Source organism: Paenibacillus paeoniae (assembly GCF_003388735.1).
In the GTDB taxonomy this organism is placed as follows: Bacteria; Bacillota; Bacilli; order Paenibacillales; family Paenibacillaceae; genus Pristimantibacillus; species Pristimantibacillus paeoniae.
Map to the genome: position 1 here is coordinate 1 of NZ_QUBQ01000010.1, position 23,995 is coordinate 23,995.

Here is a 23,995-nt window from a genome sequence, read left to right on the forward strand (position 1 = left end):
AACCAGCAAGCTGATTAAGTAAACTTCGTTATCGATTCAATCTTGCGATTGTATCGGGCAGTTTCGCTCGTTGTTCAGTTTTCAAAGAACAATCTCTTGTCTTTCGTTTCTTGCGTGTCGGCCGTATGTCTCAGCGGCGACAAGTAATAATATATCACAGGGGCCCAATTAAATGCAACCCCTTTTTTTATATTTTTTTAAAAAGCTTTTTTTAGCCTTAGGATCGGTATGTTCTCGCATTAAGCGCGTAGCGCGAAAGCTCCTTTGGGGAAGCGATTCGAGCATACATTCTGAAGATGATTTTGTACCTTCTTGCTATGGCACTCTTGATATCGCCATCTAATCGGGAGTCATTCAGATCAAGCAGCATCTCATCCAGTTCCTTGCGCAATACGTAATCGAGTTCCTTGCACTCTTTGTCGTTGAATAATATTCCGAGCATAACCGTAAGCGGCCTCCTTTGGGGTATATAGCGCATATGGACCGTCATAAGACGAACAAAAGGCGGCACCTTCGCAAATGCGCTTGGACACCGCCTTACTGTTATGCTCAAATATTGGAAATATTATTACACCGCTCAGCCCTCGATTTTTTCAAAGGACGAGTTTCTGCACTATTCCTACCATAAAACTTCCTAAACTAATGCTGTTGCTATCAGTATTGAGACACTGATCTTCAATGAATACTCCAATGATACAGAGAAAGGCATAACCTCCTTATAAAGCTTAAGGAAATTATGCCTCGTTTCATTTCAAAATCCACTACTGCCCTATAAAGGACAAAGTCGCAAGTTTACCTATTACGACTTCAATAACCACACGGTTATTGTACTTTCGATAATGGATGCTGCAAGCAGACCTACGGTCAAAATGACCATCATCGGTACGGTTCGAATCGCGAAGTGCTCTATCTCCCGCCCAATCAGAGGCAAATTGCTTCTGACAAACAATAAGTTCCCTGTCGCTCTGAATACTAATGTGCCGAACTTCATTCCATATGCACAAGCAATGATAATGGCAGGGATCTCAATAATGCCATGAGGCAGCAAACCTTTGACAACCAACTCCCATACCGGTAGTGCATTTGGCGATTCTGCTGTAACTTTCAATACAAAGCCGATTACCATTCCATTAATAGCGAGGAACATAAGTGGCAAAATGCCAAAGAATGCGCCTAGGTACATCACTAATATCGACTTGATCGCATTATTAAGGAAAATGACAACCATCATCATCAAAGTAGGATTGCTGCTCTTATCTACTGCTTCGACAAGTTGACCTAACCCTGCCAGCTGTGATTCAAGAAAAGAGTGGAAACCTTCATTCGTTCCCCCGACAACAATACCGGCAAAAAATAAAACAGCCGCAAATCCGATATAGCCTCGCATATCTTTAAAGTGCTGTATGATGGCGCTGAGCTTGAACAAACGCACACCTCCCGATTATAGAGAACCCGTAATTAAATCTCTTCTTGCCAAATTATAATGAATAACTCGTAGTGGTACGAGCATAGATTGTACTACTAATGTAAATAGCTGACGCCTCTACCCGGGGCGAAGCGAAGAGAGGAGCGCTTTTCCCCATGAATATGTTTTATGTCTTGAACGGCAAGAAATTAAAGAAGTACTTCTTCATTGCAATTGCGCTGGTATTCTCTATTGGCATCATCTATGCCGAACGGGATAACATTACCGTATTCGCCCCTCAACAGCCTGCTGCCATCTACAACGTACCTACTGATAAGAAGGTGGTCGCACTTACGTTCGACATCAGTTGGGGAGACAAGCGTGCCGAGCCCATTCTTCAAGCACTGAAGGAGAAAAACATTAGCCACGCGACCTTTTTCGTATCGTCCGTATGGAGCCAGTCCCATCCCGATCTGGTGAAAAAGATACAAGACGCTGGCTATGAGATTGGCAGTCACGGCCACAAGCATGATTTCTACAGCAAACTTAGCGATGAAGATATCCGCAAGCAAATTACGACGGCCCACACTATTCTATCCGATCTAACCGGCAAGCAGCCCAATCTGATCCGTCTCCCTAATGGCGACTTCGACAAGAGAGTGCTTCGTATCGCAGAAGAACTGCAGTATAAAGTCATTCAATGGGATACGGACTCCATGGATTGGATGAATATCGGAACCGATAAAATCATCAATCGCGTTGTCACCCGCACCCATCCAGGCGATATCATTCTCATGCATGCGAGCGACACCGTCACTCAGACCCATGAAGCTCTGCCGGCTATTGTTGATCAATTGCGTGCCGAAGGTTATGACTTCGTCAATGTAACGCAGCTCATCACGCAGACGGAGACGGAGGGCAGTCCCGTTCAGGACCGCCAATCCAACGCCAAAGGGCAAATTAGCGCAGCAGAATAAATAAGCTTAAACGGCCGATTTCGCGGGGGTTACCGTGGAGTTGGCCGTATCTTTTTTGAGGAGACGGTGCATCATCATATTTTGGTACGCATTGCAGACGAACAATGGAACCATCATAAAGATAATAGCCGCGACGTTCGTCTCCCCTTGCAACGCTGGCCATGCTTCAATGAATGTCACCGTAAACATGAGAAACATCGTTGGTATGAAAGCCGTTATTTTGGTTTGCTTTACTTTCAGCCAGGATACTAGGAGCGACAATGCCAATGTCACAAGCGGAAGCACCCAGAAGAACCAATTGTTCGTGCGATCTTCATACAGGACGTATCCCAGTGCGAAAACGGCAAACAACGTCGTATATCCTTGCAATGCATTCCATAAGTATTTTTTGCGGAATACACTAAGGGCGATGTAGTTAAGTGTTAGATAAGCGAAAAAGCCCATTTGGCTGAAAGCACCGATCATGAGGCCCGAGATCGCCATCATCATCGCATTGAAGCCGGTCGCTTCAAAGCCGAGGAAACCAAAGTCCTGATTCGTAAGCAGCATAATCGTACCGGCGGCAACGCATACTAGCGCACCGATGGCCATGGTGCTCCAAAATAAAAAGAACCATTTTTTTATGTTCACGCGTTTAAATCCCCCTATAAAGTTTTGGGAAGCCATTCGAGCCTCAATAAGATGGTCTTGTTTTGCACGATTCCCTGAAGGTTTTCCCTTTATTTTACCACGATCACAACAAAAAGCTAATGCCCGTCCATGATAAAACAGTGAACAATGCGCATAATAAACACGATTAGGCGCAGGGCCGCCCATGTCGATGAATCTTCGACACACTGGCACCTCCGCCCCCCACCGATTTATACAGCTCAGCCATGACATAGAAGGGAGCAAGCAGGATATGCGCATCCGTTGGACTTTATCAGCATCTATACTGGCGTTAACATTGCTGCTGACAAGCTGCGGTTCCGAATCTTCGGGTAACGCCCAGCAACAGCTCAGTTATAAGGACATGAAATCCATGGTGATTGACATTCTGAAGACAGAGGATGCCCAAAAGGCGCTTCAGCAATCAGCCGAGCAGCTCTCAGGCTATACGGCGCAGTCCTCCAAGCTCTTATCCGTACAAGATCAGGAGGAGGTTCGTCTCGCTGTCAAGGATGTCATCAGTTCCCCCGATTATGACAAGGTCATTCGCAAGCTTATGACCGACACCAGATTTGCGGGCGAATTCGCCAAAGCGGTTAACAAAGATAATAAGGATATCCATAAAGAACTGATCAAGGACCCCGCATACCAGCAAGAGCTGATCAAAACCATGAGAAACCCGGAGATGGAGAAACTGATTCTCGAAGTACTGAAGAGCGCCCAATACCGCAAGGAAGTCATGTCGCTTATGCAGGAATCGATGCAGAATCCGCTCTTCCGGCTCGAAGTGCTTGATCTCATGAAGGCAGCGGTACAAGAAGAGCTGCAGCCGAAGCCGGATGAGAAGGTGAAAAAAGGAAAGCAAGATGAGCAAAAAGGACAGGAAGAGGATCAAGGCTCGCAAGACGAAGAAGGCATGGAGTAACAACCTCCCCTTTGTGCCCAAAAAAACCCGAACATCAAGCCTGCCACTACGGCAAGCCAGACTGTTCGGGTTTTTGATTCCTTACGTTTCTCTCGCAGCGTGAGCCGAGCTTGGGCGGTTTACTTCCCGCAGCGCTGGATTACACCCTCTGCCAGCTCCAGATACAAGCTGCCCGTCTCCGAATCAACCTTATAGACCGAGGGCGAGAAGTCGGGTTCCGACGGGTGGTTGTCCGGAGCGCCGAGCGGGATTTGCGCGAGCAGATCGCAATGTAGCGTCTCCGCCAGCTTACCGCCGCCGCCGCGTCCGAATACGTATTCCTTTTCTCCCGACTTGGATACGAAGTAGGACATATTCTCGACGACACCGATAATTTCATGCTCCGTCTTAATGGCCATCGCACCTGCACGGGCTGCTACGAATGCAGCTGTGGCATGCGGCGTCGTGACGATAATTTCTTTGCTTTGCGGAATGATCTGATGCACGTCAAGCGCAACGTCCCCTGTTCCCGGCGGCAGGTCAAGCAGCATGTAATCCAGCTCGCCCCACTCGATCTCCTGGAAGAAGTTGCGCAGCATCTTGCCAAGCATTGGACCGCGCCATACAATCGGGCTGTTGTCCTCCACGAAGAAGCCCATCGAGATAACTTTCACGCCATAACGCTCGATCGGGATGACACGATCATTGACAACGACCGGACGTTCTTCGATGCCCATCATATCGGGCACGCTAAAGCCGTAGATATCCGCGTCGATGATACCGACGCGCTTTCCTTTGCGAGCCAAGGCGACCGCCAGATTGACGGTCACCGTGGACTTGCCGACGCCGCCCTTGCCGCTGGCGACGGCAATAAAGGTCGTACCGCTGCTAGAAGACAGCAGCGGGCTGGCCAAATCGGCCCCGTGTCCCTGTACGGGGCCGTCAGCCTTGGCGCCGGCATGGCCGCCCGGCGCCGCACTTTCCGCGGGCGCAGACTGCGCGCCGCCCGCGGCAGCTGGCGCTTCCTCGTCCCGAAACCGGCAATGCACGGTTTCGACGCCGAGGGGCGCCAGTGCCTCGCGAAGCGAGGCCTCGAGCGCGGGCTGCACTTCCGCGCTCGCTCCAAGAACCGTCAACGATACTTGACGGTTCCGAACCATGACATCGCGGAAGCTAGCGCCTTCCGCGCGATATTGCTGCTTGGCCATTGCTGATTCGATGGCCTCGATTGCTTTTTCGCGTGTCAACATCGTATGTGTCCCACCTTTATGAGTTAAGAGAGCTTCCCTACTATTATAACACAGGAATCCTTTGTTACATGAAAGGAGCATGAACGATTGCGCTATTTGCGGCAAGCAACAGGCTACCTCCCGTTTCCATTTTGAAGGTCCAACTCTCGCTCCGAACCGCCGCTCAGCTTCTCACCAGAAGCATATCTTAAGACGCCCTGATAGATCGAAGCCGCAACTTTCCTCTGATATTCCGTATCCGCGAGCCGACTCGCCTCTCCGGGGTTGGATAGGAAGCCTACTTCAACAAGCGCAGTCGGTATTTCTCGAATCGCCTTCATCAGATAGACATCTCCTACCTTGGCGGCAATACGGGTCGTATTCTCCAGATTGCGCTTGATCTCGTCCTGGATAAAGGCAGCAAGGATCCGATTGTCCGGATGATTGTCAGGCTGATAAAACGTCTGGGCGCCCGACCACTTCTGTTGCGGAATACTGTTCATATGAATGCTGACCACCACTGAAGCTCCACTCTCGTTAATAAGTGTCGCCCTCCGCTTCAAATCCTCCGTCTTGCGCTTGCTGTAGGCATGAGCATCTCCTGAAGCGAGATCATAATCCCCTTCTCGGGTCATTATGACGGCAGCGCCGGCTTCCTGTAAGTAATCACGCAAGTAAAGGGCGATTGCCAAATTCAAATCCTTCTCGATAATACCGCTCTTGCTCACCGCGCCTCCATCCGCTCCCCCGTGTCCCGCATCAATCGCAATCGTTTTGCCGGAGAGCGGCAATGTCCAATACGACCAAGTGCTTGACGCAGGCAAGCTCTTGCGAAGCAGCACAGCGGCAAGCACAATGACCAGACAGGCTACGCCCAGACGCAGCGCTCCCTTATAAGTCATCCATACGACAAAGTGTCGCCTCATTCCGCGCATCAAAAAACCACCTCGTCTTCCCTCTCAATGAATGCGCGATAAGGCAAGTCAACGTTCGACTAGGATAAGCCTTAAGCGCACATTCATATATATGGGACGAGATGGTCAATTATGTGCCGGATCGGCAATTGCGATCCCCACTTCATGTTTATTAGCCGACCGGCTGCTCCGTCATGCCTTCGATCAGAATCTTCGCAACCTCTGGTCGCGAGAATTCAGGAGGAGGACATACGCCGTCGCGTAGCATCGCGCGCACCTTCGTGCCGGACAGCGTCAAATGGGATGCCTTGTCATGCGGACATGTCTTCGACGTAGCCATATTACCACAAGCTGTACAGAAGAAGCTATGCTCGAAATATAGCGGTGTAATGCCCAAATCTTCAGCCGGGATCGACTTCAGCAGATCCTGAGCCTCATAAGTACCGTAATAATCGCCTACTCCTGCATGATCGCGCCCCACGATAAAGTGAGTGCAGCCATAATTTTTCCGAACGATCGCATGAAAGATCGCTTCACGCGGACCTGCATAACGCATTGCAGCAGGGAATACGCCGAGGAAAGCACGATCTGCCGGATAGTAGTTATCCAACAGCGCCAGATAGCTCTTCATCCGTACATTCGCCGGAACATCATCCGATTTCGTCTCTCCGACAAGCGGGTTTAAGAAAAGAGCATCGACTATTTCCATAGCCGTCTTTTGGATATACTCATGTGCGCGGTGAACGGGATTACGGGTCTGAAAGCCTACTACCGTCTTCCAGCCCTTCTCTGCGAACAATCTGCGCGTCTCGGCAGGGTCGAAGTAAAATTCCTGGAACTTCTCCGGCTGCGGACGGTTCAGAACGGTAATTGGTCCGCCTACATAGGTTGACGGCCGCTCTAATAGCTTCTGTACCCCTGGATGCTCCGTATCGTCTGTTTTGAACACATTCACGGCTTCTACTTTTTGATCAACCGTATATACGCTCTCCACAGTAATCGTTCCGTAGGTAACACCGTCCTCGCCGATCAGCGCTGCTTTCTCGCCTACCTTCAACTCCGATGCTTTTGCATCATCCACTGCCAGCGTAATGGGAATACTCCACACTAGTCCGCTTGCCAGTCTGGTCTTCTCAATGACAGATGTATAATCTTCTTTGTTCAAAAATCCGGTCAGAGGTGAAAATGCACCTACGCCGATGAGGTCCAGATCGGATATCGTCCATGTATTAATGGTAATAAAATTAAGGCCCTTTGCTTCCTGCAGCTGCGCTTCGCGCTCTGCGCCATCGGCGATCCGGTTAACCAGCAAGCCGCCATGAGGTAAGATTTGACTCATATTCGTTAAAGTCCTCCTATATATGCCTTCGCAAATGATTTATTTATGAAGCCCGCACTCCGTCTTCTCTTGTCCCGACCAGCGTCCCGCACGCGGATCCTCGCCCGGCATAACCTGGCGTGTGCAATATTCGCATCCAATGCTTGGGTAGTAATTATCATGCAGGGGATTGTAGACAATGTCGTGCTCACGGATGTAGTTCCACACATCTTCATTCGTCCAATGCGCAATCGGATTAAACTTTACCAGTCCAAATTTCACATCGTATTCGATCTTCTTCGAGTTGGCGCGCGTTGGCGCCTGATCACGGCGAATGCCCGTAATCCATGCTTCGTATTTGGACAAAATCTTCGTCAGTGGCTGTACCTTGCGAATATCGCAACATTTGTTGGCATCGGACTTCCACAGCTCATCGCCGAATTGAGCTGCTTGCTCTTCAGGTGTAATCTCCGGTTTCACTTCTACGAAAGGAATGCCTGGATAACGCTCGACAAGCCGATCACGTGTCTCATAAGTCTCGTTGAAATGGAAATCCGTGTCTAAGTAGAAAATATCCGTCTTCGGGCTAACCTTCTGCAGCATGTCTACCAGAACGACATCTTCCGCTCCAAAGCTGCACGCAAACGTAATATTCGGAAATGTTTCTACGGCAAAACGAATAATGTCCTCCGGTGTCGTATTCTCCAACTCGACAGCCTTTTGTGCAATAAGTGCTTCCTTCTCAAACAGATTCATACGTATGACCTCCGTTATCAATTCCAAGTAAAGTAGTCTGTATTATTGATTATATGCCTTTCATCACGCTAGTTCAATCAGAACTTTACACATTTACTTAAAAAATACCATCAAAAGGTGGAGTTGGGCTAAGATATATCATTAGATTCATGGCAGCACGGGCATGTTCCTAAGTGTTTTAGTGGTATCCAAAAAGAAATACACAAAAAAACGCCTTCTCTGAGAACAGAGAAAGCGTTTTGTGAACATCGATTAACGTTTCGAGAACTGTGGAGCGCGACGAGCCGCTTTAAGACCGTATTTTTTACGTTCTTTCATACGCGGATCGCGAGTCAGGAAGCCTGCGCGCTTCAGAGCCGGACGGAACTCAGGGTCTGCTTTCAGCAGAGCACGGGAGATACCGTGGCGGATTGCGCCAGCTTGACCGGACATGCCGCCGCCGTTAGCGATAACCAATACATCGTATTTGGACAATGTGTCAGTCAGGTTAAGCGGTTGTTTTACGATCAGCTTGAGTGTTTCCAAACCGAAATATTCATTCAAATCGCGTTTATTAACAATGATTCGTCCTTCACCCGGCACAAGACGTACACGTGCAACAGAGTGTTTACGACGACCGGTTCCATAGTATTGCACTTGAGCCATGAAACGTGTCCTCCTCTTTATTACCCGCGAAGCTCGTAGACTTCAGGGTTTTGGGCTTGATGTGGATGTTCCGCACCTGCGTAAACTTTCAATTTAAGCTTCATTTTGTTACCAAGACGGTTCTTAGGCAACATGCCGTGCACAGCCAGTTCGATTACGCGCTCTGGCTTGTTCTTAACCATTTCATGAGCTGGAGTGACCTTAAGGCCGCCAGTGTACATGGAGTGACGGTAGTACATTTTGTTTGCCATTTTGTTGCCTGTAAGAACAATTTTCTCAGCGTTGATCACGACAACGAAATCGCCAGTGTCAACATGCGGCGTAAATTGCGGTTTGTGCTTGCCACGGATCAGGCTTGCAGCTTCGCTAGCCAGACGACCAAGGGTTTTGCCTTCCGCATCAATGACGAACCATTTACGCTCAACTTCATTTGGCTTAGCCATATAGGTGGTACGCATGGATGATCCTCCTTAATTCTGTTACAATAATCGTTTTTATAACAACGTTTCCGTTGGTTTGATATTCATCGTTGAAACTTGCATTTGGTGGCCATTCTTAGTCGGGGCTGTGGGAGAGCCACTAAGAAAGCACAAGTTATATGATACAATATAGCCTAGCAAAGTGCAAGTTGTTTTTCCGTTTTCTTTCATAAAAGCAAAGCTGTTTTTTTGAACTTCGAACTTATAATAAGACTGATCGGCCACCAGTACAAGAGACGGAGTTCAAGCTTGCATCGTTGTAATCCAATTGAAAGCCCTCCGAGACGATACATACCGCTCCCGTCGTACAAATCTCGGTCTCCAGACCGAGTCCTCCCCCATCAAGGGACTGTTCCTTCAACTTCTTCAGATTGCTACAATGAGGATAATAACAGGCATCATGAACGAGTGGGTTTGTTCTTGAGTGCTGTACATTAGGAGAGAGAATAACAATGAGACCCAAAACCACGATTGGCATTATTTTAATTATCGTAGGCATCATTGGCGTGCTCTACGTATATGAGAACGGAAGCAATACCACGTTCGAAAGCATTCGCAACGTCTTAGCAACCGAGGTGAGCGAACAGGAGACGATTGACGCCAGCGATATCCGCAATCTCGACATATCATCAGGCAGCACAGATGTCGTCCTTGTACCAGGCAGCGGCTCTGATGTCGTCATAAAGCTGGAAGGCTGGGCTTCCAAAAACTACGTCAAAAACTTAAAGATTGAAAGCAGCAAGAAAGAGGGTACCCTTCAGCTCTCCCTGAAAAGCGACCGTGGCTTTCGCTTCGGCTTTGGTCTTAATGGCGTAAAAATGACGGTCGAGCTGCCGGAGAAAACATGGAGTCAGCTAAGTGTAGATCTGAATAGCGGCAACTTGGCCGTCCAAGGGATAAATGCTGAGAACACGAAACTGCACACCAACTCGGGCAATGTGAAAGCAACCGAGCTCAAAACGAGCAATAACCTGATCGTCACCGTTAATAGCGGAAACCTTAATTTACGCTCGATAACGGCCAAGAGCATGGATCTCACTACGCAAAGCGGAAACCTCTCGATGAAGGGGTATGAATCGGACAACATTAGCTTTAAAGTAGGCAGTGGCAACGTGCATTTCAAGGATGGCACAGCGGCGCTGAAGGGAAAGACGGGCTCAGGCAATATTAAGGTGGAGGCAGACAGCATTACCCGTGATACTGAGCTTAATACGGGTGCTGGCAATGTAACCATCACACTGGCCAACAATCCAAACTCCCTCAGCGTGCAGTTCAAAGCAAGTTCCGGAGAAGGCGTCATTCAGAAGGACGACTTCACCTATGACAGCGGATCGAAGGGCTCCCGCAGTATCAAAGGCAAGTTCGGCAGCGGCGAAACTAAGCTGAACGTTAAGACAGGTTCAGGGAACTTTACTCTGAAATAATACTGATGCAAGGATTGCCTGCGGCTACCCGTTAAGTTGAATGCATGCAAAATGTAAAAACATCCGACTGGGACTACCCTTGTTAGTAAGACAAGAATCCAAACACCTTCAAGAAAAAGATCCATGTCATCAGATATGGGGATAGCCTTGGAGGTATTTGGATTTGTCTGACGTTACGGGGTTAGTCCCGTTCCACTCCTATCGCTACGCTGTCCTCATGAACAGAGAGAGTTCCTCACTCGTCATCCTCATCCATGCTGCTGTTTAAGTGATCTGCAACTCCGCCTTCGCCATATTCCACATCCATTAGAGTCAGGGCATGCGGCATAGCAGTAGGACCGGCTAGCGAACGTAATTTGCCTTCCAGAATGCGTTTCATATCATCCGGCTTTAGCTTGCCTTGTCCTACCCACAGCAATGTCCCCATAATGACGCGGACCATATTATAGAGAAAGCCATTTCCCGTAATATAGAGATGAAGCGCCCCACCTTCCTGTTCAAAGTATGCTTCATAGATGGTGCGAATATGATGAGGCTTCGTCGAATGGATAGACGTGTAGGAGGTGAAATCATGCGTGCCAATGAGATGCCGTACTCCCTCTGCCATCGCTTCAGCATTCAGCTTGGTCGGATGATGGAAGCGATACGATCTGGCGAATACGTCCGGAAATTTGCCCATATCGATCGTATACCGGTAGGTCTTCCGCTTCGCCGAGCGTCTGGAGTGAAAGTTATCCGGTACATTCCATGCGTCCAGAATAACAATATCTTTTGGAAGCCGAGTGTTAAGCGCAATCGCCCATCGCTCGGTCGGTATCGTCGACGACGTATGAAAGTTAAATACTTGTCCTAACGCATGAACCCCCGCATCCGTCCGGCCTGAACCTATAATGATGATGTTTTCCCCCGACAAATGTTTAATAGCTTTCTCAATCTCGTCCTGCACCGTCCGTCCATATGGCTGCGACTGAAAGCCGTTAAAGTTCGTTCCATCATAACTGACCTTTACGCCGATATTGCGCATAGTTGTCACCCTCTACCCCTTATCATGTGCAAGTGAACGATTAGGTCGATGAAATCGACCTAATCTGCTCCATTCTGCCTCAACTGCTACTGTAAGTCGATTTCAGCGACTTAAATCGTCTGCCACGCCTACTCTCATTTATTTAAGTCGGTGAAATCGACCTGCTTAGCTCATACTACTAATCTCATTAAATGCAGCGCTCTAGCTGGCCATAACCGATACCCGTTTCTTTCTCGCTGGCAAACAAAAAAGGTGGGCCCAGAGGGACCACCCTTTTCTTGCAACAACCTACGCGCGGTCAACCAGCTCAAGGTAAACCATAGGCGCGGCATCGCCGCGACGAGGACCCAGCTTAAGGATACGCGTGTATCCACCTGCACGCTCCGAGTAGCGAGTAGCCAGTTCGGAGAACAGCTTTTGGATTGCGTCTTGCTCACCGTCTACGGATTCGCGACGCACAAATGCTGCCACTTGACGACGAGCGTGAAGATCACCTTTCTTAGCTTTAGTGATCAACTTTTCAGCGATAGAACGAACCTCTTTCGCTTTAGCTTCAGTCGTTTGAATGCGCTCATACAGGAACAGATCAGTAACGAGGTCACGGAACAATGCTTTCCGTGCACTAGCGTCACGTCCCAATTTTTGATATGCCATCTTGTTTTCCCCTCCCTTGCTCTGTTGTCAGATCTAGCTGTGTACTGCTATTCTTCCATGCGAAGGCCAAGACCCAGTTCTTCCAGCTTCTCTTGAACTTCCTCAAGCGACTTGCGGCCCAAGTTACGAACCTTCATCATGTCCTCTTCGGATTTCGTGATCAGCTCTTGAACGGTATTGATGCCCGCACGTTTCAAGCAGTTATATGAACGTACCGAAAGATCCAGCTCTTCGATGGTCATCTCCAAGACTTTCTCTTTCTTATCTTCTTCCTTCTCAACCATGATCTCCGCATCTTTGGCTTCATCCGTTAATCCAACGAACAAGTCCAAGTGCTCGGTCAATATTTTAGCGCCGAGGCTTACAGCCTCTTCAGGGCGAATACTGCCATCCGTCCATACTTCCAGCGTCAGCTTGTCATAGTTAGTGACTTGGCCGACGCGAGTGTTTTCTACGCTGTAATTAACTCGAGTAATGGGCGTGTAGATCGAATCGACAGGAATGACGCCAATCGGTTGATCGTCGCTCTTGTTCCGGTCCGCTTGCACGTAACCGCGTCCCCGATTAGCAAAAATCCGCATATGGAGTCGCGCTCCGGAGGCCAAGGTCGCAATGTGAAGATCAGGGCTTAAAATCTCGACATCGCTATCTGCCCGAATGTCTCCCGCTGTTACGTTGCCTTCGCCTTCCGCGTCGATTTCCAGCACCTTCTCTTCGTCGGAGTGGATTTTGAGCGACAGGCCTTTCAGGTTCAGGATGATTTCCGTTACGTCTTCAATCACTCCAGGAACCGTAGAAAACTCATGCAGCACGCCGTCAATTTGAACCGACGTTACAGCCGCACCAGGCAATGACGACAACAGAATTCGGCGAAGCGAATTTCCAAGCGTCGTGCCGTATCCGCGTTCCAGCGGCTCGACCACGAAACGTCCGTAGGTTCCTTCATCGTTCAGTTCTACGGTTTCGATTTTCGGCTTTTCGATCTCAATCACAATAGTACCCTCCTTCAAACGTCGCTCCGTTACCTTGTCGTTTTTATGTCAAATCTCGTAGTATGCCAAACCTTCACAACCATTATTCACAAGTTGCAGTTATTTGATACCACCGTGGATCAGACTATACGCGACGACGTTTTGGCGGACGGCATCCGTTGTGTGGAACTGGCGTAACATCCTTAATGAGGTTAACTTCCAGTCCAGCAGCTTGAAGCGAACGAATCGCAGCTTCACGGCCTGCGCCTGGTCCTTTAACCATAACTTCGACCGTTCTCATGCCGTGCTCCATTGCTGCTTTCGCAGCGGATTCAGCAGCCATTTGAGCGGCAAACGGGGTGCTTTTGCGGGAACCCTTGAAACCAAGGTTGCCGGAGCTAGCCCATGAAATTGCGTTACCGTGCGGATCAGTGATGGTAACGATCGTGTTGTTGAACGTGGAACGGATATGAGCCACGCCGCTATCAATATTTTTCCGGTCGCGACGTTTCGTGCGAACGACTTTTTTTGGTTTAGCCATTGATCATTATCCTCCCTTCTTATTTCTTCTTGTTCGCTACAGTACGACGAGGACCTTTGCGTGTGCGCGCGTTAGTTTTCGTACGTTGACCGCGAACAGGAAGACCGCGACGGTGACGAAGACCACGGTAGCAGCCGATCTCAGTCAGACGTTTAATGTTAAGTGAAATTTCACGACGCAAGTCGCCTTCCACTTTTACCGATTTGTCGATGGCTTCGCGCAAACGAGCCAGCTCGTCTTCAGTCAAATCGCGAACGCGAGTGTCCGGATTTACTTCAGTCGAAGCAATAATTTTTTGAGAAGTCGTTTTACCGATACCAAAAATATACGTCAGGGCGATTTCAACGCGCTTGTCGCGCGGAATATCTACACCAGCTATACGTGCCATGGGCTATATTTCCCTCCTTTTAACCTTGTTTTTGTTTGTGTTTCGGATTTTCACAAATCACCATAACGTTGCCTTTACGACGAATGACTTTGCATTTTTCGCAAATCGGCTTTACCGAAGGTCTAACCTTCATTGTGATTACCTCCCGAATCTTTCGTGGGCAAGCCGTAAGTCACGGCTTACTTCCGATAGGTGATGCGCCCTCTTGATAAATCATAAGGCGATAACTGTATAACCACTTTGTCTCCTGTCAGGATGCGGATAAAGTGCATTCTGAGCTTGCCGGAAACATGGGCGAGAATTTGATGACCGTTCTCCAGCTCCACCTTGAACATGGCATTTGGCAACGGCTCAATAACCGTGCCTTCGACCTCAATGACGTCTTCTTTAGCCAACCGTCATTCTCCTTTCGCATACGCATACTTCTGAATCACATAACGTAACTTGGCATTGGTCACCCTGCCAGACTCATGCAAGCTGGTTGTAACCTCTTGACTGATGGCAGGCTGTAACTGTAAATGTAGAACGTTCTTTTTCTTCGGCGAATCGAATCTTCGCTTGTCGCCGTCCGCAATCAGGACGAATCGCTCGTCGATGATGGCGATCACAACGGCATAGCTCTCTTCGTCTTTGCCTCGAAGCACTTTGACAAACTGGCCAATCTGCGGTTGAGTTTCCATCGACTTAAGCCTCTGTCTGCTCCGGCAGTATGGTCGTAATCTCAAAGCCGTCCTCCGTGACGACAACCGTATGCTCAAAATGAGCGCACCAGGAGCCGTCTTGCGTTACCACTGTCCAATTGTCCTCGAGCGTCCGAACATATCGCTCTCCGATATTAACCATCGGCTCGATTGCAAGCGCCATACCCGGTTTCAGCCGCGGCCCTCTATCCGGTATGCCGTAGTTCGGTATTTGCGGCTCTTCATGCAGATCCGCGCCGATCCCGTGCCCTACGTATTCCCGAACAACTGAGAAGCCTGCTGCTTCAATTACCTTCTGGATGGCGTGCGATACCGTATAAAGTCTGACATCCGGCTTCACGAGCGCAAGACCCGCATAAAGCGATTCTTCCGTTACGTCTAGCAGCCTTTGAACTTCCGGCGTTACGCTGCCGACCGCGTAGGTCCAAGCGGAATCACCATGAAAGCCTTCATACTGCGCGCCGATATCAATACTAATAATATCGCCTTCGTTCAACTTGCGTGATCCAGGGAAGCCGTGTACCAGCTCGTCATTGACAGAAGCGCATATGCTGGAAGGAAATCCATTGTAACCTTTAAATGAAGGAATTGCGCCTTGGCTTCTAATGTACTTCTCAGCAATCTCGTCGAGTTCACCAGTGGTGACTCCCGGCTTAACCGCCTGTGCCATTAGTCGATGCGTCTCCGCAACGATGCGTCCGGCTTCCCTCATTAATCGCAGCTCCGATTCGGATTTGCATATAATCATTACAACGTACCTTTCAAGCAGGAAACGATATCGGATGTTACGACATCAATATCTTTCTCGCCGTCGACTTCGCGTAGGAGACCCTTACCGCTGTAGTAATCAAGAAGCGGAGCCGTCTTGGACGTATATTCGTCCAGGCGCGTGCCCACTTTCTCCTCTGTATCATCAGAACGCTGATACAGCTCTCCGCCGTCTTTATCGCAGACGCCTTCGACTTTCGGAGGATTGAATAATACATGGTAGGTCGTTCCGCAAGATTTGCAGATTCGTCTACCCGTCAAACGAGCAAGCAACAATCCGCGATCAACTTTCAAGTTCACGACATGGTCAATGCTGCGGCCGAGCTCGCTCAGCATCGCATCAAGCGCTTCGGCTTGCTGGAGCGTACGAGGGAATCCGTCAAGCAAAAACCCTTTTAGGCAATCATCCAGAGCAAGACGCTCTTTCACGATACCATTTGTAATTTCATCCGGAACAAGCAGACCTTGATCTACATATTCCTTCGCTTTCAAACCAAGCTGCGTCTCTTGCTTCATCGCAAGGCGGAACGCATCGCCGGTCGAAATGTGCGGGATACCGAACTCTTCTACGATACGCTCAGCTTGCGTACCTTTGCCGGCTCCTGGAGGGCCCATGAATAAAATGTTCATTACCGTGTTCCTCGCTTTAAACACAATAGGCTCGTTCGGGCTACTCGCGAATGCGCTGCAGCCCGCCTTCGAACCTAATGTTATTTATTGATAAACCCTTTGTAATGGCGTTTGATCAACTGGCCCTCGATCTGCTTCATCGTATCAAGCGCAACGCCGACAACGATGAGGAGCGAAGTACCACCAAGCTGCACCGAGCGCGGTAATCCTGCCAATGCTCCGAAGAACACCGGGAAAACGGAGATAACCGCCAGGAAGATCGCACCCGTCAAGGTGATCCGCGACAATACGCGAGTCAGATAGGACGAAGTTGGCTTGCCCGGACGAATGCCAGGAATGTAACCGCCGTTCTTCTTCATCTGATCAGCCATTTGCACCGGATTAATTTGCACGAATGTGTAGAAGAAAGTGAAACCGATAATTAGCAATACGTACAGGACCATGCCAAGCGCTTGGTCATGCTGCATATTGTTGATAATCCATTGCGCCCAAGCCTTATCAGACCAGAAGTTCGCAATTGTAGTCGGGAACATGAGCAACGAAACCGCGAAGATGACCGGGATAACCCCTGCGCCATTAACCTTCATCGGAATGTGAGTCGATTGTCCACCGTACATTTTGCGTCCAACAACACGCTTCGCGTATTGAACCGGAATCTTCCGAATACCTTGCTGGATGAAGATAACACCAACGATAATTGCGATAACCGCAACTAGGATCAGTACTACCTTAGCAATGTTCAAGAAAAGCTGATCTTGAGCACCAACAAATTGATCTTCATAAATCGTACGAATGTGACCCGGAATGCCGGATACAATCGCCGAGAAGATCAGAATCGAGATACCGTTGCCGATACCTCTCTCCGTGATTTGCTCGCCAAGCCACATCAGGAAGGCAACGCCCGCCGTAAGGATGATAGCAATGACCAGGTAATCTACGAAGGTTGCGCCAGGAATCATCTCAAAGCCGAACTGACGGTTAAAGCCAATCGCCGTAGCGAAGCCTTGCACCAGACCGAGAATGATTGTTCCGTAACGCGTGATTTGAGCAAGTTTCTTTTTACCGTTTTCGCCTTCTTTTGCCCACTCTGCAAACTTCGGAATTACATCCATCGATAACAGCTGCACAATGATGGAAGCTGTAATGTATGGTGTAATGGAAAGCGCGAAGATGGAGAACTGGAAGAGCGCTCCTCCGGAGAAGGTGTTCAGAAGACCGAACAAATCAGCGCCCTGTGAATCCATGTTCTTGAAGACATCTTTGTTAACACCCGGTACAGGAATAAAAGATCCGATCCGGTAAATGAATAGGATGAAAAGCGTGAATAGGATCCGTGTACGCAGATCCGCCACTTTCCATATGTTGGACACGGTTGTGAACAATTAGATCACCTCGGTTTTACCGCCGGCAGCCTGGATTTTCTCTACCGCAGATTGAGAGAACTTTTTCGCCTTAACAGTAAGAGCTACATTCAATTCACCATTACCCAAGATCTTGATTCCTGCCAAAGGATTTTTGACAATACCTTGTTCAAGAAGAACTTCTGGTGTAACTTCAGTACCTGCTGCAAAGCTGTTCAGCTCTTCAATGTTGACAATCGCATATTCGGTACGGAAAGGGTTGTTGAAGCCACGCTTCGGAACGCGGCGGTACAATGGGTTCTGGCCGCCCTCAAAACCTGGGCGAACACCGCCGCCGGAGCGAGCGTTTTGACCTTTGTGACCTCTGCCGGCCGTCTTGCCGTTACCGGTACCGATACCGCGACCTTTGCGCTTAGGCGCTTGAGTCGAGCCCGGTGCTGGTGCTAAGTCATGCAATTTCATCGTTCGTGCACCTCCTTGTAGATTTCGTAAATGTCCGAGCTATCGGTAAATGGTATTAAACTTCTTCCACTTTGACCAAGTGGCTAACATGGTTAACCATGCCGCGGATAGCCGGGTTGTCGTTAAGAACGACCGATTGACGAATTTTGCGAAGGCCGAGCGATTCAACCGTTGCACGTTGTTTCTCGTTGCGGCCAATCAAACTGCGAACGAGGGTGATTTGCAATTTTGCCATCGTATACCCCTCCTTAACCTAACAGCTCTTCGACTGTTTTTCCACGCAGCTTGGCAACGTCTTCCGCACGTTTCAGACGGGAGAGACCCTCAAGAGTCGCGTTTACCATGTTCAGGGAATTCGAAGAACCAAGAGATTTCGTTAAAATGTCGCCTACGCCTGCAAGTTCAAGAACTGCACGAACCGGGCCGCCTGCGATAACACCTGTACCCTCGGAAGCTGGCTTCAGAAGAACTTCTCCTGCACAGAAACTTCCGATTACAAGGTGAGGAATTGTTGTGTTTACGAGTGGTACATGGATCAGGTTTTTCTTAGCGTCTTCAATACCTTTGCGAATCGCATCAGGTACTTCGCCCGCTTTACCGATCCCTGCGCCAACGTAGCCTTTACCGTCGCCAACTACTACAAGCGCACTGAAGCTGAAGCGGCGTCCGCCTTTAACAACTTTTGCTACGCGGTTGATATGAACGACTTTTTCAGTCAGTTCTAACGTATTAGGATCTACACGCAAGTCATTTTACCTCCTTATTAGATATTAGAAACTCAGGCCTGCTTCGCGAGCTGCTGTTGCCAGCGCCTGAATTCTGCCGTGATACAGATAACCACCGCGGTCGAATACGACCACAGTTACGCCTTTTGCTTGAGCGCGTTGTGCGATCAACTCGCCAACTTTCGCAGCGGAATCAACGTTGCCGCCGTTTCCAATCGCTTCAACTAGTTCTTTATCCTTAGTGGATGCGGAAGCCAGTGTTACACCTGCTACGTCGTCGATCAATTGTGCGTAAATGTGCTTGGAGGAACGGAATACAGACAGACGCGGACGTGCTGCTGTACCGTTGATTTTCTTACGAACACGAAGGTGTCTTTTCAGACGAGCCTTGTTTTTGTCGCCTTTCGTAATCATGCTTGGTTCACTCCTTTCCTTTTGCCTTAGGAAGCTATCTTAAGGAACGTTTCACGTTCCTTATTTCTTCTTACCAGCTTTACCTTCTTTGCGGATGATGCGCTCGCCTTCGTATTTGATACCTTTGCCTTTATACGGCTCAGGCTCGCGTACGGCACGGATTTGAGCGGCAACAGCGCCTACGCGCTCTTTGTCGATACCGCGAACGGTAATTTTCGTGTTAACTGGAACCTCAAACTCGATGTTGCTCTCGGGAGCAATCTCAACCGGGTGAGAGTAACCAACGTTCAACACGATTTTGTCGCCAGATTTGCTTGCACGGTAACCTACGCCTACCAGCTCAAGATTTCTCGAGAAGCCGTCTGTAACGCCTGTCACCATGTTTGCGATAATGCTGCGAGTCGTTCCGTGCAGGGAACGATGCAATTTATTGTCGGAAGGACGTTCAACCACGATTTCGTTCTCCGTTACATTCACTTTCATTTCCTTATGAATTTCACGGGAAAGCGTGCCTTTAGGTCCTTTTACAGTAATCACTGTGTTGTCCAAGTTGATGCTTACACCAGCAGGGACTGCAATTGGTTTACGACCAATACGGGACATTGTTACACCTCCTGTCTTTCTGACTTATTTCTTACCAAACGTAGCAGACAACTTCGCCGCCAGATTTAACTTGGCGAGCTTCTTTATCTGTCATTACGCCTTTGGACGTGGAAATGATCGCTATTCCAAGTCCGCCAAGCACGCGAGGAATCTCAGTTGCTTGCGTGTAAACACGCAGGCCTGGTTTCGAGATACGCTTCAAACCAGTGATAACGCGCTCTTGGTTAGGGCCGTATTTCAAGAAAATACGGATAATCCCTTGTTTGTTGTCCTCGATATATTCTGCGTCGCGGATAAAGCCCTCGCGCTTCAAAATTTCAGCGATTTGCTTCTTCACTTTCGAAGCAGGCATTTCCACAGTCTCGTGACGAACGAGATTCGCGTTACGAACACGTGTCAACATATCTGCAATCGGATCAGACATAACCATTTATGTGAACCTCCTTCCCGAACTAGGCTTGATTACCAGCTTGCTTTTTTAACGCCAGGAATCTGGCCCTTGTATGCTAATTCGCGGAAACAAATCCGGCAAATTTTAAACTTTTGCAAAACAGAGTGCGGACGGCCGCAACGCTCACAGCGCGTATAAGCGCGCACTTTGAATTTCGGTGTGCGTTGTTGCTTCACTTTCATCGAAGTTTTTGCCACTGGGTATTACACCTCCTAAAAGTGGATTACTTCGCGAACGGCATGCCCATTTGGGTCAGCAGCTCACGAGATTCTTCGTCCGATTTCGCCGTCGTTACGATGACGATATCCATACCACGTACTTTATCAACTTTATCGTACTCGATCTCTGGGAAGATCAGCTGTTCTTTAAGGCCCAGCGTGTAGTTACCGCGACCGTCGAATGCTTTGGTTGATACACCGCGGAAGTCACGTACGCGTGGAAGCGAAATGTTGAACAGTTTATCAAGGAAGTGATACATGCGCTCGCCGCGCAGCGTAACCTTAACCCCGATTGGCATGTCCTCACGAAGCTTAAAGCCTGCAATAGACTTTTTAGCACGAGTGACAACCGGCTTTTGACCGGAAATGATGCGCAATTCTTCAACTGCTACATCAAGAATTTTGGAGTTGGAAACCGCTTCGCCAACACCCATGTTGATTACGACTTTCTCAATTTTCGGCACTTGCATAACCGAAGTATAGTTGAACTTCTGCATCAAAGCAGGAGTGATTTCATTAAGAAAGCGACCTTTCAATCTTGCTGTCATTGATCATGGACCTCCTTTCCTACATTAACGATTAGTCGATCACTGCTCCGGATTTCTTAGCAATCCGTACTTTTTTGCCGTTATCCTGCACTTTGTATCCGATGCGAGTTACCCCGCCGCTCTTAGGATCAATGTGCATGACGTTCGACACATGAATCGCAGCTTCTTGCTCGATGATACCGCCTTGCGGGTTCGCTTGGGAAGGACGCGAATGCTTCTTCACCATGTTCACACCTTCTACAAGTACGCGGTTCTCACGCGGATAAGCTGCGATGACGCGGCCCTTCTTACCTTTGTCTTTACCGGTAATGACGATAACCGTGTCATCTTTTTTAACGTGCAGCTTGTTATTGTGGGATTCCAATACTTTTTTCAGCCTTGGCATTTTGTTACACCTCCTGCTCGCTTAAGCTTTCAGGTTTTATCTGGTTGATCATTAAATTACTTCTGGTGCAAGCGATACGATTTTCATGAAATCCTTATCGCGAAGCTCACGAGCAACTGGTCCAAAGATACGTGTGCCGCGTGGGCTCTTATCTTCCTTAACGATTACAGCAGCATTCTCGTCGAATGCGATGTAGGAACCGTCTTTACGACGAACGGAACGTTTCGTACGAACGATAACCGCCTTAACTACGTCACCCTTTTTGACAACGCCGCCTGGTGTTGCTTGTTTGACGGAGCAAACGATCAAATCGCCAATGTGACCTACGCGACGGCCTGTGCCGCCCAAAACGCGGATACACATCAATTCTTTAGCGCCAGAGTTGTCGGCAACTCTTAAACGTGTAAATGGTTGAATCATTTTTGGCGTCCTCCTTTCGGAAAAAATGCTAGGGTACTGATTGCGCTATTTAGAGAACGATAGCTACTTCAACGATTTCTACCAGTCTGAAGCGCTTGTCTTTCGATAGTGGACGAGTCTCCATGATTCTTACGGTATCGCCAATTTTCGCTTGGTTGTTTTCGTCATGCGCTTTGTACTTTTTCGTGTACTTGATGCGTTTATGGTACAAATCATGTTTTTTGTAGGTTTCTACAGCCACCACGATTGTTTTATCCATTTTGTCGCTTACGACTTTGCCGATTTGAACTTTGCGGGCATTGCGTTCGCTCATGTTCTTCCTCCTTCCTTCATCCGTGATCGTACTTGTCTTGGTAAGGATCTATTAGCTGCTGATTCCGAGTTCTCTCTCACGCAAAACGGTTTTAGCACGAGCTATTTCCTTACGCACGTCACGAATCCGAGTCGGGTTGTCCAGTTGGCCAGTAGCCAATTGGAAACGAAGGTTAAACAGTTCTTCTTTGAAACCAGCGACCTGTTGTTCAATTTCAACAGAGGTAAGGTTACGAAATTCACTAGCCTTCATTTGCTTCACCACCCACTTCTTCGCGTTTCACGAACTTCGTTTTTACAGGTAGTTTGTGAGCCGCAAGGCGCATTGCTTCACGAGCTACTTCTTCAGGTACGCCAGCAAGCTCGAACATGATTTTGCCCGGTTTAACAACGGCTACCCATTTCTCAACATTACCTTTACCGCTACCCATACGTACCTCGAGAGGCTTTTGAGTGATCGGTTTGTCAGGGAAAATTTTAATCCATACTTTACCGCCACGCTTGATGTAACGTGTCATCGCGATACGAGCCGCTTCGATCTGACGGTTCGTAATCCAAGATGGCTCAAGCGCCTGAAGGCCGTACTCACCAAATGCTACTGTAGTGCCGCCTTTAGCGCGGCCTTTCATGTTACCGCGTTGTTGCTTACGGTGTTTTACGCGTTTAGGTACCAACATGATTAGTTGCCTCCTTCCTGGGGAGCTTTCTTCTTCGTAGGAAGGACTTCACCGCGATAGATCCATACTTTTACGCCGATGCGGCCGTAAGTTGTATGTGCTTCTGCTGTGCCGTAGTCAATGTCTGCGCGCAGCGTATGAAGCGGAACCGTTCCTTCGCTGTAGCCTTCCGAACGTGCGATTTCAGCGCCGCCAAGGCGTCCGCTAACCGCTGTTTTAATCCCTTTAGCGCCTGCTCTCATGGAGCGTTGGATCGCTTGTTTCAATGCGCGACGGAAAGATACCCGACGCTCTAATTGTTGAGCGATGCTTTCAGCTACCAAGATAGCATCCAGATCAGCTTGTTTGATTTCAGAGATGTTGATGTGAACTTTTTTGCCTTTAGTGATCTTGCCAAGCTCCGTACGCAAGTTTTCTACTTCGGAACCGCCCTTGCCGATAACCATACCCGGCTTAGCCGTTTGGATCGTCACGTTCACGCGGTTAGCCGCGCGTTCGATTTCGATGTGGGAAACTGCAGCGTCTTTCAGCTTGTTTTTCAAGTACTCACGAATTTTAACGTCTTCTAGTAGAAGATCGCCAAAGTCTTTGCCAGCGTACCATTTGGATTCCCAATCACGGATAATCCCGACACGAAGGCCGACTGGATTTACCTTTTGACCCACACGTTATCCCTCCTTATTTTTCAGATACCACCAAGGTGATGTGGCTGGTTCTTTTATTAATCCTGCTAGCACGTCCCATTGCACGAGGACGGAAACGTTTCATTGTTGGCCCTTGGTTCGCAAATACTTGCGACACGACCAATTTGTTTACGTCTAGCTGGTAGTTATGCTCAGCGTTCGCAATTGCGGAGTTGAGCAGCTTCTCGATAATCGGGGAAGCCGATTTCGGCGTGTGACGCAAAATCGCGATCGCCTCGCCTACTTGCTTGCCGCGAATCAAGTCCGCTACGAGCTGCGCTTTGCGAGGAGCGATACGTACGAACTTAACGTGCGCTTTAGCTTCTGGCATGTGGGAACCTCCTCTCGTTCATTGAAAAA

The 23,995-nt window shown here is 48.7% G+C and carries 38 protein-coding genes; 3 read left to right on the forward strand and 35 right to left on the reverse strand.

Annotated elements, in window-relative coordinates; all coding sequences use genetic code 11:
* Positions 1 to 217 precede the first annotated feature (217 nt).
* The gene (locus tag DX130_RS25570) at positions 218 to 442 is read right to left on the reverse strand and encodes a hypothetical protein (protein WP_116050199.1); all 225 of its coding nucleotides are present in this window, start codon (positions 440 to 442) and stop codon (positions 218 to 220) included.
* 357 nt (positions 443 to 799) lie between these two features.
* Positions 800 to 1,432, reverse strand: coding sequence for a stage II sporulation protein M (locus tag DX130_RS25575; RefSeq protein ID WP_338068662.1), 633 nt, complete (start codon positions 1,430 to 1,432; stop codon positions 800 to 802).
* Positions 1,433 to 1,581: 149 nt separating this feature from the next.
* On the opposite strand from DX130_RS25575, the gene pdaB reads away from it, so the two are divergent.
* Complete coding sequence (gene pdaB, locus DX130_RS25580; protein WP_116050200.1) at positions 1,582 to 2,382, forward strand: polysaccharide deacetylase family sporulation protein PdaB; 801 nt, start codon at positions 1,582 to 1,584, stop codon at positions 2,380 to 2,382.
* A 6-nt stretch (positions 2,383 to 2,388) separates the two neighbouring features.
* Here pdaB and DX130_RS25585 read toward each other — a convergent pair whose 3' ends face one another.
* Complete coding sequence (locus tag DX130_RS25585) at positions 2,389 to 3,012, reverse strand: KinB-signaling pathway activation protein (RefSeq protein ID WP_240644706.1); 624 nt, start codon at positions 3,010 to 3,012, stop codon at positions 2,389 to 2,391.
* A gap of 271 nt (positions 3,013 to 3,283) precedes the next feature.
* On the opposite strand from DX130_RS25585, the gene gerD reads away from it, so the two are divergent.
* The gene (gene gerD, locus DX130_RS25590) at positions 3,284 to 3,955 is read left to right on the forward strand and encodes a spore germination lipoprotein GerD (RefSeq protein WP_116050202.1); all 672 of its coding nucleotides are present in this window, start codon (positions 3,284 to 3,286) and stop codon (positions 3,953 to 3,955) included.
* 119 nt (positions 3,956 to 4,074) lie between these two features.
* On the opposite strand, the gene DX130_RS25595 is transcribed toward gerD, so the two are convergent.
* The 6 genes from DX130_RS25595 to rplM all read right to left on the reverse strand — a co-directional run bounded on the left by DX130_RS25595 (position 4,075) and on the right by rplM (position 9,254).
* A complete protein-coding gene (locus DX130_RS25595) occupies positions 4,075 to 5,184 on the reverse strand; it encodes an Mrp/NBP35 family ATP-binding protein (protein WP_116050203.1) in 1,110 nt (369 codons plus the stop codon).
* A 113-nt stretch (positions 5,185 to 5,297) separates the two neighbouring features.
* Positions 5,298 to 6,098 carry an N-acetylmuramoyl-L-alanine amidase CwlD gene (gene cwlD, locus DX130_RS25600; protein WP_116050205.1) on the reverse strand — a complete coding sequence of 267 codons (801 nt, stop codon included), beginning with the start codon at positions 6,096 to 6,098 and terminating at the stop codon, positions 5,298 to 5,300.
* 151 nt (positions 6,099 to 6,249) lie between these two features.
* Complete coding sequence (gene sat, locus DX130_RS25605) at positions 6,250 to 7,416, reverse strand: sulfate adenylyltransferase (RefSeq protein WP_116050206.1); 1,167 nt, start codon at positions 7,414 to 7,416, stop codon at positions 6,250 to 6,252.
* 39 nt (positions 7,417 to 7,455) lie between these two features.
* Positions 7,456 to 8,151, reverse strand: a complete 696-nt coding sequence (locus tag DX130_RS25610) for a phosphoadenylyl-sulfate reductase (RefSeq protein ID WP_116050208.1) — start codon at positions 8,149 to 8,151, stop codon at positions 7,456 to 7,458.
* A 252-nt stretch (positions 8,152 to 8,403) separates the two neighbouring features.
* Positions 8,404 to 8,796, reverse strand: coding sequence for a 30S ribosomal protein S9 (gene rpsI / locus DX130_RS25615; RefSeq protein ID WP_028609625.1), 393 nt, complete (start codon positions 8,794 to 8,796; stop codon positions 8,404 to 8,406).
* 20 nt (positions 8,797 to 8,816) lie between these two features.
* A complete protein-coding gene (gene rplM, locus DX130_RS25620; RefSeq protein ID WP_116050209.1) occupies positions 8,817 to 9,254 on the reverse strand; it encodes a 50S ribosomal protein L13 in 438 nt (145 codons plus the stop codon).
* A 473-nt stretch (positions 9,255 to 9,727) separates the two neighbouring features.
* Between rplM and DX130_RS25625 the strand changes: the two genes are divergently transcribed.
* The gene (locus DX130_RS25625) at positions 9,728 to 10,699 is read left to right on the forward strand and encodes a DUF4097 family beta strand repeat-containing protein (RefSeq protein WP_116050211.1); all 972 of its coding nucleotides are present in this window, start codon (positions 9,728 to 9,730) and stop codon (positions 10,697 to 10,699) included.
* A gap of 235 nt (positions 10,700 to 10,934) precedes the next feature.
* Here the strand turns inward: DX130_RS25625 and truA are convergent, their stop codons facing one another.
* From truA to rplV, 26 genes are all read right to left on the reverse strand, one after another.
* A complete protein-coding gene (gene truA, locus DX130_RS25630; protein WP_116050212.1) occupies positions 10,935 to 11,723 on the reverse strand; it encodes a tRNA pseudouridine(38-40) synthase TruA in 789 nt (262 codons plus the stop codon).
* 288 nt (positions 11,724 to 12,011) lie between these two features.
* Positions 12,012 to 12,377, reverse strand: a complete 366-nt coding sequence (gene rplQ / locus DX130_RS25635; RefSeq protein WP_116050214.1) for a 50S ribosomal protein L17 — start codon at positions 12,375 to 12,377, stop codon at positions 12,012 to 12,014.
* Between the two features lie 47 nt (positions 12,378 to 12,424).
* Positions 12,425 to 13,369, reverse strand: a complete 945-nt coding sequence (locus tag DX130_RS25640) for a DNA-directed RNA polymerase subunit alpha (RefSeq protein ID WP_116050216.1) — start codon at positions 13,367 to 13,369, stop codon at positions 12,425 to 12,427.
* Positions 13,370 to 13,493: 124 nt separating this feature from the next.
* Positions 13,494 to 13,889: a 30S ribosomal protein S11 gene (gene rpsK, locus DX130_RS25645; protein WP_116050217.1), complete on the reverse strand. Its 396-nt coding sequence runs from the start codon at positions 13,887 to 13,889 to the stop codon at positions 13,494 to 13,496.
* A gap of 19 nt (positions 13,890 to 13,908) precedes the next feature.
* A complete protein-coding gene (gene rpsM / locus DX130_RS25650; protein ID WP_116050219.1) occupies positions 13,909 to 14,277 on the reverse strand; it encodes a 30S ribosomal protein S13 in 369 nt (122 codons plus the stop codon).
* 19 nt (positions 14,278 to 14,296) lie between these two features.
* Positions 14,297 to 14,410, reverse strand: coding sequence for a 50S ribosomal protein L36 (rpmJ, locus tag DX130_RS25655; RefSeq protein WP_003333770.1), 114 nt, complete (start codon positions 14,408 to 14,410; stop codon positions 14,297 to 14,299).
* A 46-nt stretch (positions 14,411 to 14,456) separates the two neighbouring features.
* A complete protein-coding gene (gene infA, locus DX130_RS25660; RefSeq protein WP_015847200.1) occupies positions 14,457 to 14,672 on the reverse strand; it encodes a translation initiation factor IF-1 in 216 nt (71 codons plus the stop codon).
* A gap of 3 nt (positions 14,673 to 14,675) precedes the next feature.
* Complete coding sequence (locus tag DX130_RS25665; RefSeq protein ID WP_116050220.1) at positions 14,676 to 14,957, reverse strand: KOW domain-containing RNA-binding protein; 282 nt, start codon at positions 14,955 to 14,957, stop codon at positions 14,676 to 14,678.
* Positions 14,958 to 14,961: 4 nt separating this feature from the next.
* A complete protein-coding gene (map, locus tag DX130_RS25670; RefSeq protein ID WP_116050222.1) occupies positions 14,962 to 15,726 on the reverse strand; it encodes a type I methionyl aminopeptidase in 765 nt (254 codons plus the stop codon).
* A complete protein-coding gene (locus DX130_RS25675) occupies positions 15,726 to 16,376 on the reverse strand; it encodes an adenylate kinase (RefSeq protein ID WP_116050224.1) in 651 nt (216 codons plus the stop codon). The genes map and DX130_RS25675 overlap by 1 nt, the downstream gene beginning before the upstream one ends.
* 80 nt (positions 16,377 to 16,456) lie before the next feature.
* Complete coding sequence (secY, locus tag DX130_RS25680) at positions 16,457 to 17,758, reverse strand: preprotein translocase subunit SecY (protein ID WP_116050225.1); 1,302 nt, start codon at positions 17,756 to 17,758, stop codon at positions 16,457 to 16,459.
* Positions 17,759 to 18,199, reverse strand: a complete 441-nt coding sequence (rplO, locus tag DX130_RS25685) for a 50S ribosomal protein L15 (RefSeq protein WP_116050227.1) — start codon at positions 18,197 to 18,199, stop codon at positions 17,759 to 17,761.
* A 55-nt stretch (positions 18,200 to 18,254) separates the two neighbouring features.
* Positions 18,255 to 18,434 (reverse strand): 50S ribosomal protein L30, encoded by a 180-nt coding sequence (rpmD, locus tag DX130_RS25690; RefSeq protein WP_116050228.1) that lies wholly within the window; start codon positions 18,432 to 18,434, stop codon positions 18,255 to 18,257.
* Between the two features lie 13 nt (positions 18,435 to 18,447).
* Positions 18,448 to 18,945, reverse strand: a complete 498-nt coding sequence (gene rpsE / locus DX130_RS25695) for a 30S ribosomal protein S5 (RefSeq protein WP_116050230.1) — start codon at positions 18,943 to 18,945, stop codon at positions 18,448 to 18,450.
* A gap of 24 nt (positions 18,946 to 18,969) precedes the next feature.
* Positions 18,970 to 19,338 carry a 50S ribosomal protein L18 gene (rplR, locus tag DX130_RS25700; RefSeq protein ID WP_116050232.1) on the reverse strand — a complete coding sequence of 123 codons (369 nt, stop codon included), beginning with the start codon at positions 19,336 to 19,338 and terminating at the stop codon, positions 18,970 to 18,972.
* Positions 19,339 to 19,398: 60 nt separating this feature from the next.
* Positions 19,399 to 19,941 (reverse strand): 50S ribosomal protein L6, encoded by a 543-nt coding sequence (gene rplF, locus DX130_RS25705; protein WP_116050233.1) that lies wholly within the window; start codon positions 19,939 to 19,941, stop codon positions 19,399 to 19,401.
* A 31-nt stretch (positions 19,942 to 19,972) separates the two neighbouring features.
* Entirely contained in the window at positions 19,973 to 20,371 is a 399-nt protein-coding gene (rpsH, locus tag DX130_RS25710; RefSeq protein WP_116050234.1) for a 30S ribosomal protein S8, read from the reverse strand.
* A 32-nt stretch (positions 20,372 to 20,403) separates the two neighbouring features.
* Complete coding sequence (locus tag DX130_RS25715) at positions 20,404 to 20,589, reverse strand: type Z 30S ribosomal protein S14 (protein WP_013312154.1); 186 nt, start codon at positions 20,587 to 20,589, stop codon at positions 20,404 to 20,406.
* A 26-nt stretch (positions 20,590 to 20,615) separates the two neighbouring features.
* Positions 20,616 to 21,158 carry a 50S ribosomal protein L5 gene (gene rplE / locus DX130_RS25720; RefSeq protein WP_116050235.1) on the reverse strand — a complete coding sequence of 181 codons (543 nt, stop codon included), beginning with the start codon at positions 21,156 to 21,158 and terminating at the stop codon, positions 20,616 to 20,618.
* A gap of 31 nt (positions 21,159 to 21,189) precedes the next feature.
* Positions 21,190 to 21,543, reverse strand: a complete 354-nt coding sequence (gene rplX, locus DX130_RS25725) for a 50S ribosomal protein L24 (RefSeq protein WP_116050236.1) — start codon at positions 21,541 to 21,543, stop codon at positions 21,190 to 21,192.
* A 51-nt stretch (positions 21,544 to 21,594) separates the two neighbouring features.
* On the reverse strand, positions 21,595 to 21,963 hold the full coding sequence (gene rplN / locus DX130_RS25730) for a 50S ribosomal protein L14 (protein ID WP_087570318.1): 369 nt from the start codon (positions 21,961 to 21,963) through the stop codon (positions 21,595 to 21,597).
* Between the two features lie 49 nt (positions 21,964 to 22,012).
* Entirely contained in the window at positions 22,013 to 22,276 is a 264-nt protein-coding gene (rpsQ, locus tag DX130_RS25735; protein WP_116050237.1) for a 30S ribosomal protein S17, read from the reverse strand.
* 51 nt (positions 22,277 to 22,327) lie between these two features.
* Positions 22,328 to 22,528: a 50S ribosomal protein L29 gene (rpmC, locus tag DX130_RS25740; RefSeq protein ID WP_116050239.1), complete on the reverse strand. Its 201-nt coding sequence runs from the start codon at positions 22,526 to 22,528 to the stop codon at positions 22,328 to 22,330.
* Entirely contained in the window at positions 22,518 to 22,952 is a 435-nt protein-coding gene (rplP, locus tag DX130_RS25745) for a 50S ribosomal protein L16 (RefSeq protein WP_068679355.1), read from the reverse strand. The genes rpmC and rplP overlap by 11 nt, the downstream gene beginning before the upstream one ends.
* Before the next feature lie 2 nt (positions 22,953 to 22,954).
* Positions 22,955 to 23,617, reverse strand: a complete 663-nt coding sequence (gene rpsC / locus DX130_RS25750) for a 30S ribosomal protein S3 (protein ID WP_068679357.1) — start codon at positions 23,615 to 23,617, stop codon at positions 22,955 to 22,957.
* 13 nt (positions 23,618 to 23,630) lie between these two features.
* Positions 23,631 to 23,966 (reverse strand): 50S ribosomal protein L22, encoded by a 336-nt coding sequence (gene rplV, locus DX130_RS25755; protein ID WP_116050241.1) that lies wholly within the window; start codon positions 23,964 to 23,966, stop codon positions 23,631 to 23,633.
* Positions 23,967 to 23,995 lie beyond the last annotated feature (29 nt).